The 15,013-nt window shown below is 64.7% G+C and carries 12 protein-coding genes; 8 read left to right on the top strand and 4 right to left on the bottom strand.

Features of this window, described 5'->3' with window-relative positions:
• Positions 1 to 15 precede the first annotated feature (15 nt).
• The 7 genes from AC07O2_RS00135 to AC07O2_RS00105 all read left to right on the top strand — a co-directional run bounded on the left by AC07O2_RS00135 (position 16) and on the right by AC07O2_RS00105 (position 8,375).
• Positions 16 to 1,635 carry an ABC transporter substrate-binding protein gene (locus tag AC07O2_RS00135; protein ID WP_495073713.1) on the top strand — a complete coding sequence of 540 codons (1,620 nt, stop codon included), beginning with the start codon at positions 16 to 18 and terminating at the stop codon, positions 1,633 to 1,635.
• Between the two features lie 107 nt (positions 1,636 to 1,742).
• Entirely contained in the window at positions 1,743 to 2,699 is a 957-nt protein-coding gene (locus AC07O2_RS00130) for an ABC transporter permease (protein ID WP_495073712.1), read from the top strand.
• Between the two features lie 81 nt (positions 2,700 to 2,780).
• Entirely contained in the window at positions 2,781 to 3,659 is an 879-nt protein-coding gene (locus AC07O2_RS00125) for an ABC transporter permease (protein WP_495073711.1), read from the top strand.
• Positions 3,659 to 5,278, top strand: coding sequence for an ABC transporter ATP-binding protein (locus tag AC07O2_RS00120; protein WP_495073710.1), 1,620 nt, complete (start codon positions 3,659 to 3,661; stop codon positions 5,276 to 5,278). Before AC07O2_RS00125 ends, AC07O2_RS00120 begins: the two co-directional genes overlap by 1 nt.
• A 35-nt stretch (positions 5,279 to 5,313) precedes the next feature.
• On the top strand, positions 5,314 to 6,402 hold the full coding sequence (locus AC07O2_RS00115) for a tartrate dehydrogenase (RefSeq protein ID WP_495073709.1): 1,089 nt from the start codon (positions 5,314 to 5,316) through the stop codon (positions 6,400 to 6,402).
• A gap of 30 nt (positions 6,403 to 6,432) precedes the next feature.
• Positions 6,433 to 7,905 (top strand): NAD-dependent succinate-semialdehyde dehydrogenase, encoded by a 1,473-nt coding sequence (locus AC07O2_RS00110; RefSeq protein WP_495073708.1) that lies wholly within the window; start codon positions 6,433 to 6,435, stop codon positions 7,903 to 7,905.
• Between the two features lie 65 nt (positions 7,906 to 7,970).
• Positions 7,971 to 8,375, top strand: a complete 405-nt coding sequence (locus AC07O2_RS00105) for an OsmC family protein (RefSeq protein ID WP_495073707.1) — start codon at positions 7,971 to 7,973, stop codon at positions 8,373 to 8,375.
• Positions 8,376 to 8,430: 55 nt separating this feature from the next.
• On the opposite strand, the gene glcF is transcribed toward AC07O2_RS00105, so the two are convergent.
• The 4 genes from glcF to AC07O2_RS00085 form a co-directional block, all read right to left on the bottom strand.
• Positions 8,431 to 9,663, bottom strand: coding sequence for a glycolate oxidase subunit GlcF (glcF, locus tag AC07O2_RS00100; protein WP_495073706.1), 1,233 nt, complete (start codon positions 9,661 to 9,663; stop codon positions 8,431 to 8,433).
• Positions 9,663 to 10,757: a glycolate oxidase subunit GlcE gene (glcE, locus tag AC07O2_RS00095; protein WP_495073705.1), complete on the bottom strand. Its 1,095-nt coding sequence runs from the start codon at positions 10,755 to 10,757 to the stop codon at positions 9,663 to 9,665. The genes glcF and glcE overlap by 1 nt, the downstream gene beginning before the upstream one ends.
• Positions 10,757 to 12,250 (bottom strand): FAD-linked oxidase C-terminal domain-containing protein, encoded by a 1,494-nt coding sequence (locus AC07O2_RS00090; protein WP_495073704.1) that lies wholly within the window; start codon positions 12,248 to 12,250, stop codon positions 10,757 to 10,759. Before AC07O2_RS00090 ends, glcE begins: the two co-directional genes overlap by 1 nt.
• A gap of 167 nt (positions 12,251 to 12,417) precedes the next feature.
• Positions 12,418 to 12,915, bottom strand: coding sequence for an Lrp/AsnC family transcriptional regulator (locus AC07O2_RS00085; RefSeq protein ID WP_495073703.1), 498 nt, complete (start codon positions 12,913 to 12,915; stop codon positions 12,418 to 12,420).
• 136 nt (positions 12,916 to 13,051) lie between these two features.
• Between AC07O2_RS00085 and glmS the strand changes: the two genes are divergently transcribed.
• The gene (glmS, locus tag AC07O2_RS00080; protein ID WP_495073702.1) at positions 13,052 to 14,932 is read left to right on the top strand and encodes a glutamine--fructose-6-phosphate transaminase (isomerizing); all 1,881 of its coding nucleotides are present in this window, start codon (positions 13,052 to 13,054) and stop codon (positions 14,930 to 14,932) included.
• The last annotated feature ends 81 nt before the right edge of the window (positions 14,933 to 15,013 follow it).

Genomic DNA, 15,013 nt, shown 5'->3' with positions numbered 1-15,013 from the left:
AAGGAGTGCATCCCCATGAGCAATAGCCGCAATCAGTTCGATAGTCTTGTCCATCCCACAGACAGCGTCCGGGTGATGGAGTCCCTGCGCCGCGGAGCTTCGCGCCGCGATGTGCTCGCCATGCTGATGGCGGGCGGTATGCAGGCCACCCTGGCTGGTGGTGCAGCCACCTTCGCGATGTCTGCCCATGCGCAGACACCACGCAAGGGTGGGCGTATTCGTGTCTCAGGGGAGCAAACAGCCGCTACCGACACGCTGGATCCGGCCAAGCAATCCAACCAGGCCGACTACTGCCGCAGCACCATGCTTTTCAATGGCTTGACCGTGCTCGACGCCAGCCTCACCCCGCAGCCAGCTCTGGCCGAGTCGTTTACCACCCGCGATGCCAAGACCTGGGTCTTTACGCTGCGCAAGGGTGTGACCTTCCATGACGGCAAGGCGCTCTCGCCAGCGGACGTGGTGTATTCGGTGATGCGCGTCAAGGACCCGGCAACGGCCTCCAAGGCCAAGGTGCTGGCCGACCAGATCGAAAGCGTCAAGGCCACCGGTCCGAACGAGGTCACGATCGTGCTGACGGCGCCGAACGCCGATTTGCCGACCATCGTCGCTACCTTCCACTTCCACATCGTCAAAGACGGCACGACCGACTTCGCCGCGGGCATTGGTACCGGCCCCTACAAGCTCAAGGAGTTCAAGCCCGGCATACGCTCCATCGTGGTCCGTAACGAGTCTTACTGGAAACCCGGTAAACCTTACCTCGATGAGGTCGAATTTGTGGGTATCGGCGACGAGAGTGCCCGGCTCAATGCGCTGCTGTCCGGTGGCATGGATCTCATCAACGGCGTCAATCCGCGCGCTGTCGCACGTGTCAAAGGCATACCGGGTTTCAACATCCTGACGTCGCAGTCCGGTCAATACACCGACCTGATCATGCGCCGCGACCTGGGTCCGGGTACCAACCCTGACTTCGCCATGGCCATGAAGTACATGCTGGACCGCGAGCAGATGAAGAAGACCATTGCACTGGACTACGCAACGGTCGGCAACGACCAGCCTGTGGACCCGACCAACCGCTTTTACTTCGCAGGCCTGCCGCAGCGGACCATGGACTTGGACAAGGCCAAGTTCCATCTGCAGAAATCGGGTGTGAGCGGAAAAATTCCTGTCGTGACCTCGCCTGCGGCCACTTACTCCACCGAGATCGCCTTGCTGATGCAGGAAACGGGTCAGCGCATCGGCCTGGAGCTGGATGTCAAGCGCATGCCGTCCGACGGTTATTGGTCGAACCACTGGCTCAGCAGCCCGATTGGCTTCGGCAATATCAACACCCGGCCCAGCGTCGATACCTTGCTGACGCAGTTCTTCCAGTCCGACGCGCAGTGGAACGAGTCGCGCTGGAAGAACCCCAAGTTCGACCAACTGCTGCTGGCATCGCGTGCCGAAACCGACCTGGCCAAGCGCAAACAGCAGTACGCCGACATGCAAACCTTGATCCACCAGGAGTCCGGCATCGGCATTCCCATGTTCATTGCCAGCATTGACGCCTACAGCTCCAAGGTCAAGGGCCTGGAAGCCCGGCCGCTGGGCGGGTTGATGGGTTTCTCCTTTGCCGAGCACGTCTGGCTGGACGCATAAGCGCTGCGTGATGGCCTGATTAGCCACGAACCTGACCGCCCGCCACAGTGTGCCCATTTCTTGCAAGTGCTGTGCAGGCGGCAGGTTGTTGTACCTGAAAGATTGATATGAATGCCCTGATTCTCAAGCTGCTCGGCCAGCGCATTGCCATTGGCTTGCTTTCCTTGCTGGCTGTCTCAGCGCTGGTCTTTGCGATCACGGCCGTGTTACCCGGAGACGCAGCGCAGGAGCAGTTGGGTCAGGATGCGACCCCAGCGGCCCTGGCCGCGCTGCGTGCGCAGATGGGTCTGGACGTGCCCGCCCCGTTGCGCTACATCCACTGGCTGGGGGGTGTTCTGCATGGCGATCTCGGTACCTCGGCAACGACCAGCATGCCCGTGGGTGAGCTGGTCGCCAGCCGCCTGCCCAATTCGCTGCTGCTGGCGGCCGTGACCGCCGTTTTCTCGGTTCCCATCGCTCTGGCACTGGGCATCTCCTCGGCGGTATGGCGTAGTTCATGGTTTGACCGGTTCGCCTCCACCGTGGCCGTCGGTGTGGTGTCGGTGCCTGAGTTTCTGGTCGCCACGCTGGCCGTGCTGGTCTTCGCGGTCAAACTGCATTGGCTGCCCGCGCTGTCCTATGCGAGTGATATCGAATCCATAGGGCAGATGCTGCGAGCCTTTGCAATGCCGGTGCTCAGTTTGTGCTGCGTAATCATCGCGCAGATGATGCGCATGACGCGCGCTGCGGTCATTGACCAGCTTGAAGCGCCCTACATCGAAATGGTGCGTTTGAAGGGGGCCTCGCCCTTGCGCACGGTGATGGTCCATGCGCTGCCCAACGCTATCGGCCCGATTGCCAATGCCGTGGCTTTCAGCCTGTCCTATTTGCTGGGCGGCGTGATCATTGTCGAGACCATCTTCAATTACCCCGGCATCGCCAAGCTGATGGTGGACGCTGTCGCCCAGCGCGATATGCCGCTGGTGCAGGCCTGCGCCATGATCTTCTGTGCCGGCTACCTCATCCTGGTGGCACTGGCCGATGTGTGCGGCATCGTCGCCAACCCCCGCCTGCGCCACCTCTGAGTAGCCTGTACCTGGCTTGCATCTCTTTGCGATATCCCCTCAACGCCCCCAACACATAAGCGATACCCCATGGAACCTGTTATGCAAACCTTGACCGCTCCTCCCGTGGCCACCCCGCGCGGCGCTTGTCGACGCTGGCTATCCGGGTTCGGTTTATCTGGTCTGGTGGGCCTGGCGGTGCTGGCCATCTGGATGCTTGCCGCATTGTTCGGCCCCGCGATGCTGTCGCGAGAGCTTGCCGGCTCCGGCAGCAATGCCGTTTTCGCCCCCATCAGTGCCGCGCATTGGCTGGGGACGGACTATCTTGGCCGCGACATGCTGGTGCGCGTGGTCAATGGCGCCCGCTACACCGTGGGCGTAGCCCTGATCGCTACGCTGTTCGCCAGCGGCGTGGGAACCGTGCTGGCCCTGTTGGCCGCCAGCGGCAGCAGGGCGCTGGATGCCATGCTCAGCCGTGGACTGGACACCCTCACTGCCATACCCAGCAAGATGTTTGCGCTCATCATGGTGGCGGGGTTCGGCTCCTCGGTGGCCATGCTGGTGGCCACGGCCGCCATCATCTATATCCCCGGCGCCTTCCGCATTGCCCGCTCGCTGGCAGTCAACATCAACGCGCTGGATTACGTGGTGGTGGCACGCACACGCGGCGAAGGCACGCTCTACATCATGTTGCGAGAAATTCTGCCCAACATCCTGGGCCCCATGCTGTCCGACCTGGGGCTGCGTTTCGTCTATGTGGTGCTGTTGTTGGCGGGCCTGAGCTTTCTCGGCCTGGGTATACAGCCGCCGGCCGCCGACTGGGGTTCGCTGGTGCGAGAGAACATAGGTGCGCTGCCCGATGCTGGCGCCTCGGTAATCGCTCCGGCCCTGGCCATCGCCAGCCTGACCATCGCTGTCAACCTGGTTATCGACAACCTGCCGGGCCGTGCGGCCCGCGAACGCCGCCGGGGAGCACACTGATGGGCGCGCCTGTTATTGTCAAAGACCTGCACATCACCGCAGGTGGCCAGACGCTGGTGGACCATCTCAGCTTCTCCATTCAACCGGGCGAAGTGCTGGCACTGATTGGTGAGTCCGGCTCCGGCAAGACCACCACTGCGCTGGCTCTGATGGGCCATGCCCGCAGCGGCTGCACTATTGCCGGCGGTAGCGTGCGCATCGGCGATGTGGACGTGTTGACGCTGGACGCAGCCGGGCAGCGCACCCTGCGCGGGCGCCGCGTGTCCTATATCGCTCAAAGTGCGGCGGCCTCCTTCAACCCCTCGCGCACGCTGCTGGACCAGGTGGTGGAGCCCACGCTCATCCACGGCCTCATGAAGCGGCCTGAAGCCGAAGCCAAGGCCGTGGCGCTGTTCAGAGAGCTTGCGCTGCCCAGTCCCGAAACCATTGGCGCGCGTTATCCGCACCAGGTGTCCGGCGGGCAGCTACAGCGCGTGATGGCGGCGATGGCGCTGATCACCGACCCGGACCTGGTCATACTGGACGAGCCGACCACCGCGCTCGACGTCACCACCCAGCTGGAGGTGCTGCGCGCCTTCCGCCGTGTGGTGCGCGAGCGCCGTGCCACGGCGGTCTACGTCAGCCATGACCTGGCCGTCGTGGCTCAGATGGCCGACCACATTCTGGTGCTGCGCAATGGGCAGATGCAGGAAATCAACGCGACCGAAAATATCCTCAGCCAGCCAGCCCAGCCCTACACGCAAAGCCTGTTGGCTGCAGCACGCCCAGCACCGCGCGTGTCGCCGCAAGGCTGTGGCAGCGAGCTGCTGCTGGACATCCACGACCTCTCGGCTGGCTATGGCCCCACCGACCTCCAGGGCCAGCCCGAAAAGCTGATCCTGCAGCACATCGACCTCAAGCTGTACCGTGGCCAGGCCATTGGCGTGATCGGCGAATCGGGCTCCGGCAAGACCACGCTGGCGCGTGCCGTGGCCGGGCTGATCAAGCCCTGCGGTGGCGGCATCATCTTCCAGAACCGCGAGCTAGCCCCGTCGCTTACCGAGCGCAGCAAGGAAGAGCTGCGCCAGATCCAGATCGTGTTCCAGATGGCCGACACGGCACTCAACCCGTCGCAGACCATCGAGGCCATCCTGGCGCGGCCTTTGGTGTTCTACAAGGGGCTGCGCGGGCCAGCACTGCAGAAGCGTATCCGCGAGCTGCTGGACCTGGTGAAGCTGCCGCACACCGTGGCTGCGCGTTTGCCCGGTGGTCTCTCGGGCGGGCAGAAGCAGCGCGTGAACCTGGCGCGCGCGCTGGCTGCCGACCCTGACCTCATTCTTTGCGACGAGGTGACCTCGGCGCTGGATACCGTCGTTGGCGCCGCAGTGCTCGACCTCATCGCCGAGCTGCGGCGTGAACTCGGCGTGTCCTACCTGTTCATCAGCCATGACCTGCACACCGTGCGTGCGGTCTGCGATGAAATCGTCGTCATGAAGGACGGCCACAAGCTCGCGCAAGTTGCCCGCGCCGACTACAACCGCGGCCCGCACCATCCGTATTACGAACTGCTGGAACGCTCGGTGCCCGAGCTTCGGCGCGGCTGGCTTGATGAGATGGATCAACGGCGCGCTGTGGCCTGAATGACAAGCCCCACCTTCACAAGGACCTGATAGCCATGGAACCTAGCTTTCGCATCGCACTCATTGCCGGAGACGGCATCGGCAAGGAGGTACTGCCCGAAGGTCTGCGCGTGGTCCAGGCCGCCGCCGAGCGCTTCGGTTTCTCATTGGAGTGCCGCACCATGGACTGGGCCAGCTGCGACTACTACCAGGCACACGGCCAGATGATGCCGGACGACTGGAAGGAGCAGCTCAAGGGCGTTGATGCGATCTACTTTGGCGCCGTGGGCTGGCCCGCCACCGTGCCCGACCACGTGTCGCTGTGGGGGTCGCTGCTCAAGTTCCGCCGCGAGTTCGACCAGTACATCAACCTTCGGCCGGTGCGCCTGTTTGAAGGCGTGCCCTGTCCTCTGGCCGGCCGCAAGCCGGGCGACATAGACTACTTCGTGGTGCGGGAGAACACCGAGGGTGAATACACCTCGCTGGGCGGCATCATGTTCGAGGGGACCGACCGCGAGATCGTGGTCCAGGAGTCGGTCTATTCGCGCAAGGGGACAGACCGCCTGCTGCGTTTCGCCTTCGATCTGGCGCAAAGCCGGCCCCGCAAGCATGTCACCCTGGCCACCAAGTCCAACGGCATCGCCATCAGCATGCCATGGTGGGACCAGCGCGCCGAGACGGTGGCCAAGGACTACCCCGAGGTGGTGCTGGACAAGCAGCACATCGACATCCTGACCGCACGTTTCGTGCTGCAGCCCAACCGCTTTGACGTGGTGGCGGCCACCAATCTGTTTGGTGACATCTTGTCCGACTTGGGCCCCGCCACCACCGGCACCATCGGCCTGGCGCCATCGGCCAACCTGAACCCGGAGCGCAGCTTCCCTTCGCTGTTTGAGCCCGTGCACGGCTCTGCCCCCGACATCTACGGCAAGAACATTGCCAATCCGATCGCCATGGTCTGGTCGGGTGCCTTGATGCTGGACTTTCTGACCCATGGCGAAGGCATGGGCCGTGCCGCGCACGACGCGATCGTGCGTGCCATTGAAGACGTGCTGCGCAGTGGGCCACGCACGCCGGACCTGGGCGGCACGGCCTCGACCACCGAGGTTGGCATCGCCATTGCCGAGCATGTTGCCGCCGCCTGATCTCTTCTTACTTTCACACCCTATACCGCCATGCCACTGACACTCCAACGCCAGGACCTGCTGCCTGGTCGCCAACTCATAGGCACCGAATGGTGCGACTCCAGCGACGGCCGCCGCCTGGACGTGAGCGATCCCGCCACTAACCAGGTGTTTGCCAGTGTGCCCGACGGCTCGGCCGCCGACGCCCGGGCCGCAGTCGATGCCGCCCAGGCCGCTTTTCCCGCCTGGCGCGCCGTTCCGGCCAAGCAACGGGCGCAGACCATCAAGCGCTGGAACGACCTGATCCTGGCCCATCAGGAAGATCTGGGCCGGCTGATTTCACGCGAGCAGGGCAAGCCCCTGGCCGAAGGTAAGGGTGAGGTGCTGTACGCGGCCAGCTACGTGGAATGGTTTGCCGAAGAGGCCACCCGTGCTGGCGGCGACATCATCCCCGCGCCGGTGCCGGGCCGCCGTATGTTCGCCTTCAGGGAGCCGGTGGGCGTGATTGCGGCCATCACGCCGTGGAACTTTCCGGCGGCCATGATCGCCCGCAAAATCGCTCCGGCCTTGGCTGCGGGATGCACCGTGGTCTGCAAGCCGGCCGAGGACACGCCGCTGACATCGCTCGCGCTGGTAAAGCTGGCGCAGGAGGCCGGCGTTCCGCCGGGCGTGCTGAACATCGTCACCGCGTCGCGTGAGCGCACCCCCGAGGTTGTCGATGTGTGGCTGGACGACCCGCGTGTGCGCAAGGTCACCTTTACCGGCTCCACCCCGGTGGGCAAACACCTGGCGCGCCGCTCGGCTGACACGCTCAAGAAGCTCTCGCTGGAACTGGGTGGCAACGCACCCTTTATCGTGTTCGACGACGCCGACATCGACGCGGCCATCGAGGGCCTGATGGTGTCCAAGTTCCGCAACGGCGGGCAGACCTGCGTGTGCCCGAACCGTATCTATGTGCAGGCCGGCGTACACGACGTCTTCGCCCAGAAGCTGGCCGCGCGTGTGGCCGCGCTGGTGGTCGGCCCGGCCACCGATGCTGCGTCACAGATCGGCCCCATGATCAACGCCCGTGCCGTCGAAAAGATCGAGCGCCACGTGCAGAACGCAGTGGCCAATGGTGCCTGTGTGCTGGCTGGCGGTCAACGTCTGGTGACGCTGGGGGCGAACTACTACGCGCCCACCGTGCTGGTGGATGCGACGGCCAGCATGGACTGCTCGTGCGAGGAAACCTTTGGGCCGGTGGCGCCGATCACCCGCTTTACATCGGAAGCCGAAGTTCTGGCCGCAGCCAATGCCACGCCGTTCGGGCTGGCCGCCTACTTCTATTCCAGCGACGTGCGGCGCATCTGGCGTCTGGCGGAGGCGCTGGAGTGCGGCATCGTTGGCATCAACGAAGGCGCGCTGGCGGCGGAGGCGGCGCCCTTTGGCGGCGTGAAAGAGTCCGGCTATGGCCGCGAAGGTTCGACCCATGGTCTGGGCGAATACATGCACCTGAAGTACGTGTGCCAGGGCAATTTGGCTTGATTTTTCGGGGGCGTGCCGGGTGGGCAATGGGCTAAAGTGGCTGCTTCAAGCCACCCAGGAAACCCATGCCCATCCAATCCCGCCTGCACCGCCCGTTCGGTGCGCTCACCACCCTGACCAATGGCCGCCACAGCTGGAGCGCCGATGTCGATGCCACCCTGGGCTCTGACGATCTGGCACCCGACCCGCACGACCTGCTGGACTCGGCCCTGGCCGCCTGCACCAGCCTGACGCTGGAGCTGTACATCCGCCGCCGCAAGCTGGCCGTGACCGACCTGCGCGTGGATATCAGCCACACCGAGAGCAAGACCGAGGACGGCAAGGTCCGCTACGCGCTGCAGCGCAGCTTGCACATCGAGGGCGACATCACGCCCGAGGACCGGGCCAAGCTGCTGGAGATCGCCAACAAATGCCCCATCCACCGGGTGCTGGAGGGCGAGATCAGCGTAGCCACCAGCCTTGCAGAGTAGTTGCTATTGTTTAAATAGCTGTTGGCGCAGGTAATATCTGCGCTAGCGGCCTATTTCATGTATAGGCAAGGGCGGCGTCCAGTACCTCTACCCAGTGCTTCACCGGCGTGCTGGTGCCGCTTTGCAGATGCTGGATACAGCCGATATTGGCCGAGACGATGGTTTGCGCGCCCAGCGGCTCCAGGTGGCTCAGCTTGCGGTCGCGCAGCTGGGTGGCCAGCGTGGGCTGCAGCACCGAGTAGGTGCCGGCCGAGCCACAGCACAGATGGCTTTCCGCGCCAGCCAGCTGCACCTTGAAGCCAAGTGCACCCAGATGCGTTTCCACCCCGCCGCGCAGCTGCTGGCCATGCTGCAGCGTGCAGGGCGGGTGGAAGGCCAGCTGCTGTTGGGCACCGGGCCGCAGCTTGCCGCGCAGGGCGGTGACCAAATCGGGCAGCAGCTCGCTCAGGTCGCGCGTCAGTGCGCTGATGCGTGCAGCCTTGGCCGCATAGGCCGGGTCGGTGGCCAGGGCGTGGCCGTAGTCTTTCACCATCACGCCGCAGCCGGACGCATTCATCACGATGGCTTCCACCGTGTTGGCCTCCACCAGCGGCCACCAGGCGTCGATATTGCGGCGCATATCGGCCAGGCCGCCACCGTGGTCGCCCAGGTGGCTGCGGATGGCCCCGCAGCAGCCGGCGCTGGGCGCCACCAGCGTCTGGATGCCGGCAGCGTCCAGCACGCGGGCGGTGGCGCTGTTGATGTTGGGCATCATGGCGGGCTGCACGCAGCCGGTCAGCATCAGCACCTTGCGGGCGTGCTCCCGCGTGGGCCAGGGTTGGGCCGGTGTGGCCTGGGGCACCTTGTTCTTTAGGGCTTGGGGCAGCAGCGGGCGTAGCGCCTGGCCGACCTTCATCGCCGGGGCGAACAGCGGGGATGTAAGGCCTTCCCGCAATACCCAGCGGGCGGCTTTCTCGGTGGCGGGGCGCTCCACGCGTTCGTCCACGATGCGCCGGCCTATGTCTACCAGTTGGCCGTACTCCACGCCGCTGGGGCAGGTGGATTCGCAGTTGCGGCAGGTCAGGCAGCGGTCCAGGTGCTGCTGGGTGCTGCGCGTGACCTCCGCGCCCTCCAGCACCTGCTTCATCAGGTAGATGCGGCCGCGCGGGCCGTCCAGCTCGTCGCCCAGCAGCTGGTAGGTGGGGCAGGTAGCGGTGCAGAAGCCGCAGTGCACGCATTTGCGCAGAATCGCCTCGGCGGCCTGGCCGTCGGCGGTGTTCTTGAATTCGGGGCTGAGGTGGGTTTGCATTACAGGCTGGGGTACAAGCGACCAGGGTTGAAGATGCCAGCCGGGTCCATGGCGGCTTTCAGTGCGCGCTGGATGCGTAGCAGCGGGGCCGACAGCGGGGTGAATACGCCGTCGTGCCGGTGGTCGGCATGGAACAAGGTGGCATGGCCGTCGGCCTGGGCTGCGGCGGCGCGTATCTGCTTGGGCGTGGCAAAGCCGCGCAGCCAGCGCAGGGCGCCGCCCCATTCGATAAAGCTCTGCCCCGGCAAGTCCAGCGGCGGCGTGGTGGCGGGTACGGAGATGCGCCACAGCTCCTCGCCACGCGCCAGGTGGGCGGCATCCAGTTGGAAGAAATGGTGGCCTTGGTCGCGCACCAGCTGCCACCAGCCTGCGGCCATTTCGGGCTCCTGCAGCGTGCCGCCCAGGCGCTGGCAGGCTGCGTGTACGGCGGCCTGGGCGCCGGCCAGGCGCAGATGCAGGTGGCCCGCATGCCAGCTGCTGCCGTTCAATGGCAGGGGCTGGCCGGCCCAGGTGTGCAGCTGCTGCAGGGCCGTGGCTTCGTCCATCTCGAACACCAGGGTGGCGCTGGCGGGCAGCGTGGGCAGCACCTTCAGCGATACCTCGCAAATGATGCCCAGCACGCCCATGGAGCCGGCCAGGGCGCGCGACAGGTCGTAGCCGGCTACGTTCTTGATCACCTGGCCGCCAAAGCTCAGCAGTTCACCTTTGCCGTTGAGCACGGTGGCGCCCAGCACGTAGTCGCGCACCATGCCCACATGCGGGCGGGCGGGGCCGGACAGGCCGGCGGCCACCATGCCACCGACCGTGCCGTGGGCGTTGAAGCGCGGCGGCTCGAAGGGCAGGCACTGGCCCTTGGCGGCCAGGGCGGCTTCCAGCTCGGCCAGCGGGGTGCCGGCGCGCGCGGTGACGACTAGCTCGCTGGGCTCGTAGCTGCTGATGCCCGCCAGGTCGCGCATGCTGAGCGGCTCGCCGTGCGGCTTTTCGCCGTAAAAGGCCTTGCTATTGCCGCCTTGGATGTTGAGGGCGGTCTTGTGTGCGTGGGCGGCTTGCACCCGCTCTATGAGGTGCTGCAGCGCAGTGTCGGTGTGGGCCATCAGAATCTCGGCAAATGGGGGAAGGGCAGCATGCCGCGCAGCACGGTCATCTTGCCGTATTCGGCGCAGCGTTGCAGGCTGGGGATGACCTTGCCGGGGTTTAGCAACTCCAGTGGGTCGAAGGCACGCTTCACGGCCAGCATCTGTTCACGCTCGGGTGCGCTGAACTGCACGCACATGGAGTTCAGCTTTTCCACGCCCACGCCATGCTCACCGGTCACCGTGCCGCCCAGGCGCACGCTGGTTTCCAGAATATCGGCGCCGAACAGTTCGCAGCGGTGCATCTGGTCGGGGTCGTTCGCGTCGAACAGGATTAGCGGGTGCAGGTTGCCGTCCCCGGCGTGGAATACGTTTGCGCAGGCCAGGCCGTATTGCTGTTCCATGGCTTCGATGGCGTGCAGGACCTCGGCCAGCTTCTTTCGCGGAATGGTGGAGTCCATGCACATGTAGTCGGGGCTGATCCGGCCCGACGCGGGGAAGGCGTTCTTGCGCCCGCTCCAGAACTTCAGGCGCTGGGCTTCGTCCACACTGACGGTGCAGCGGGTGGCGCCGTTGGCCTGCAGCACGGCCTCCATGCGGGCGATTTCTTCCTCCACCTCTTCGGGTGTGCCGTCGCTCTCGCACAGCAGGATGGCGGCGGCGTCCAGGTCGTAGCCGGCGTGGACGAAGTCCTCCACGGCGGCGGTCATGCGCTTGTCCATCAGCTCCAGCCCTGCGGGGATGATGCCGGCGGCAATCACTGCCGCCACCGCATTGCCGGCCGATTCCACATCGGCAAAGCTGGCCATGACGCAACGTGCCAGCTGTGGCTTGGGCACCAGCTTGACGGTGACTTCCAGCGTCACGGCCAGCATGCCTTCGCTGCCGATGACCAGGGGCAGCAGGTCCAGGCCGGGTGTGTCCAGGGCTTCGGAGCCGAATACGACCTCTTCGCCCTCCACGGTGTAGCCGCGCACACGCAGTACGTTGTGCAAGGTCAGGCCGTATTTCAGGCAGTGCACTCCGCCCGAGTTCTCGGCCACATTGCCGCCTATGGTGCAGGCGATCTGGCTGCTGGGGTCCGGCGCGTAGTACAGGCCGTGGGGCGCGGCGGCCTCGCTGATGGCCAGGTTGCGCACGCCGCACTGCACGGTGGCGGTGCAGGCCAGTGGGTCCACGGCCAGGATGCGGTTGAACTTGGCCAGCGACAGCGTCACGCCCAGCCGGTGCGGCATGGCCCCGCCGGACAGGCCGGTGCCCGCGCCGCGCGCCACCACCGGCACCTGCAGGCGGTGGCAGATTTGCAGCACGGCCACTACCTGGGCCTCGGTCTCGGGCAGCACCACCAGCAGCGGCGGCGTGCGGTAGGCGGTCAGGCCGTCGCATTCATAAGGCGTGGTGTCTTCCCGGCGCGACAGGATGGCGTGGCGGGGCAGGGCGGCGGCCAGGGCTTGGGCCACTTCGGCGCGGCGGGTCTGCAGCTGGGCGGTGTCTTCTAGCGTGGGGGTATTCATGGCAGTGCGGGTGGGCTGTCTGCCACTATAAGCAGATGCGTTGCCTGCCGGGTTGAAATTTCTGGTGCCGACGCGTGCAGAAATTGATGGCTGGGTGAGTCAATATTTGTGCTATGGATTTGGTAGCTGCTTGCGCAGGTATATTCTGCGCTGCGGGCCTTTTTCCTTTAAATATTGGTGCGAAGTGCCACCGGCACACGGGGCTCGAACTTGCTGCGCTTCAGGCTGAAGAATGCCTTCACATTGCGCACATTCGCATCGCTGGTGAACAGGCGCTGCGCCAGGGCCAGGTAGTCTGGCATGTCACGGGCAAACACCACCAGGCAGACGTCCGGCCCGGGCGATACGCGGTAGCACTGCTGCACCGCGTCGTCTGCCGCAACCCGGGCCTCAAAAGCGGCCAGGTGCTCGTCGCCCTGCCGGTCCAGGGTGATTTCCACAATCGCCGTCAGGCCATGGCCCAGCTGCGTGGCCAGCTTGTCGTTGTCCAAGATGGCCACCTGCCTGGCGATCAGGCCCGAGTCCACCAGGCGCTTGACGCGCCGCAGGCAGGTGGGGGCCGAGACATGGACCAGCTCCGCCAGCGCCAGATTGCTCAGCGAAGCATCCTGCTGCAGCTGTTGCAGTAGGCGCAGATCAATCGCATCGAGTTCTATTTGTTCCATAAATTGAATAAATTTTTACTTTAATTTCTTGATAAATTTAGTAAGAAATATTATTCCATTAAATATGAAATATTGAAACCAATCTTCTCGTGCTCAGGCTTAACATGCCGGCACAAACAAACTGTTGGAGTCTTTTATGTGTGGCATCGTTGGCGCTGTATCTACCCGCAATATCGTCCCCATCCTGGTCCAGGGCCTGCAGCGCCTGGAGTACCGGGGCTACGACTCCTGCGGCGTGGCCGTGCAAGGCATGGGCCCGGATGCACAGCACACCGGCACCCTGCGGCGCGCCCGCAGCACCTCGCGCGTGGCCGAGTTGATGACGCAGGTGAGCGAAGACAAGTTGGAGAGCGGCACCGGCATCGCCCACACCCGCTGGGCCACCCACGGCGCCCCGGCCGTGCACAACGCGCACCCGCATTTCAGCCACGGCCCCGGCGCCGATTCCGCCAGCCGCGCCGGCCGTATTGCCCTGGTGCACAACGGCATCATTGAAAACCACGAAGAGCTGCGCGCCCAGCTGCAGGCCAAGGGTTACGTGTTCACCAGCCAGACCGATACCGAAGTCATCGCCCACCTGGTGGACAGCCTGTACAACGGCGACCTGTTCGAGGCAGTCAAGGCCACGGTGCTGCAGCTGCACGGCGGCTATGCGATTGCCGTGTTCTGCAAGGACGAGCCGCACCGCGTCATCGGCGCGCGCGCCGGCTCACCTTTGATTCTGGGCGTGGGTCAAGGCGAAACCTTCCTGGCCAGCGACGCCATGGCCCTGGCCGGCGTGACCGACCAGATCGTCTACCTGGAAGAGGGCGACGTGGTGGATGTGCAAATGGGTAAGTACTGGATTGTGGACAAGGCCCACAAGCCCGTCACCCGCGTTGTCAAGACCGTGCACGCCCACAGCGGCGCAGCCGAGCTGGGTCCCTACCGCCATTACATGCAGAAGGAAATCTTCGAGCAGCCGCGCGCCATCGGCGACACGCTGGAAGGCGTGACCGCCATCGTGCCGGGGCTGTTTGAAGGCCCTAACGGCGGCGACGCCGAAGCCGTTTTCAAAGACATCGACTCGGTGCTGATCCTGGCCTGTGGCACCAGCTACTACAGCGGCTGCACCGCCAAATACTGGCTGGAAAGCATCGCCAAGATCCCCACCCAGGTGGAGATCGCCAGTGAGTACCGCTACCGCGACTCGGTGCCCAACCCCAAGACCTTGGTGGTCACCATCACCCAGTCCGGCGAAACCGCCGATACCCTGGCCGCCCTGCGTCACGCCCAAAGCCTGGGCATGCAGCACACGCTGACGGTGTGCAATGTGTCCACCTCGGCCATGGTGCGTGAATGCAAGCTGGCCTACATCACCCGCGCGGGTGTGGAAATCGGCGTGGCCTCCACCAAGGCCTTCACCACCCAGCTCGCAGGCCTGTTCCTGCTGACCCTGGCCTTGGCCAAGTCCAAGGGCCGCCTGACCGAAGAAGAAGAGGCTGGCCATCTGAAGGCCATGCGCCACTTGCCCGCCGCGCTGCAAGCCGTGCTGGCGCTGGAGCCGCAAATCATCGCCTGGGCCGAAGACTTCGCAGTGAAGGAAAACGCGCTGTTCCTGGGCCGTGGCCTGCACTTCCCCATCGCCCTGGAAGGCGCGCTCAAGCTCAAGGAAATCACCTACATCCACGCCGAAGCCTACGCCGCCGGTGAGCTCAAGCACGGCCCCCTGGCCCTGGTCACCAGCGAAATGCCGGTCGTGGCCGTGGCCCCCAACGACGCCCTGCTGGAAAAGCTGAAAAGCAATCTGCAAGAAGTGCGTGCCCGTGGCGGCGTGCTGTACGTACTGGCCGATGCCGATTCCCACATCGCCAGCGGCGAAGGCCTGCACGTGATCCGCATGCCGGAGCACTACGGCGCGCTGTCTGCGTTGCTGCATGTGGTGCCACTGCAGCTGCTGGCGTACCACACGGCTTGTGCGCGCGGGACGGATGTGGACAAGCCTCGGAACTTGGCCAAAAGCGTCACTGTTGAATAGGTGGTAGCGCCAATTGACTGGAGCAAATAAGGTCCGTCGGAAAAAAATAAAGTCCGTCGGGAATTTGTAATCCAGAAAAAG

The sequence above is a fragment of the Rhodoferax sp. GW821-FHT10B06 genome, from assembly GCF_059415605.1.
Note: the sequence above shows the minus strand (reverse complement) of the source record. Positions and strands in the feature narration are given on the sequence as shown.

Coding starts and splice junctions, on each gene's coding strand:
- AC07O2_RS00135 (WP_495073713.1), top strand. CDS start 16: ATGAGCAATAGCCGCAATCAGTTCGATAGTCTTGTCCATCCCACAGAC.
- AC07O2_RS00130 (WP_495073712.1), top strand. CDS start 1,743: ATGAATGCCCTGATTCTCAAGCTGCTCGGCCAGCGCATTGCCATTGGC.
- AC07O2_RS00125 (WP_495073711.1), top strand. CDS start 2,781: ATGCAAACCTTGACCGCTCCTCCCGTGGCCACCCCGCGCGGCGCTTGT.
- AC07O2_RS00120 (WP_495073710.1), top strand. CDS start 3,659: ATGGGCGCGCCTGTTATTGTCAAAGACCTGCACATCACCGCAGGTGGC.
- AC07O2_RS00115 (WP_495073709.1), top strand. CDS start 5,314: ATGGAACCTAGCTTTCGCATCGCACTCATTGCCGGAGACGGCATCGGC.
- AC07O2_RS00110 (WP_495073708.1), top strand. CDS start 6,433: ATGCCACTGACACTCCAACGCCAGGACCTGCTGCCTGGTCGCCAACTC.
- AC07O2_RS00105 (WP_495073707.1), top strand. CDS start 7,971: ATGCCCATCCAATCCCGCCTGCACCGCCCGTTCGGTGCGCTCACCACC.
- glcF (WP_495073706.1), bottom strand. CDS start 9,663: ATGCAAACCCACCTCAGCCCCGAATTCAAGAACACCGCCGACGGCCAG.
- glcE (WP_495073705.1), bottom strand. CDS start 10,757: ATGGCCCACACCGACACTGCGCTGCAGCACCTCATAGAGCGGGTGCAA.
- AC07O2_RS00090 (WP_495073704.1), bottom strand. CDS start 12,250: ATGAATACCCCCACGCTAGAAGACACCGCCCAGCTGCAGACCCGCCGC.
- AC07O2_RS00085 (WP_495073703.1), bottom strand. CDS start 12,915: ATGGAACAAATAGAACTCGATGCGATTGATCTGCGCCTACTGCAACAG.
- glmS (WP_495073702.1), top strand. CDS start 13,052: ATGTGTGGCATCGTTGGCGCTGTATCTACCCGCAATATCGTCCCCATC.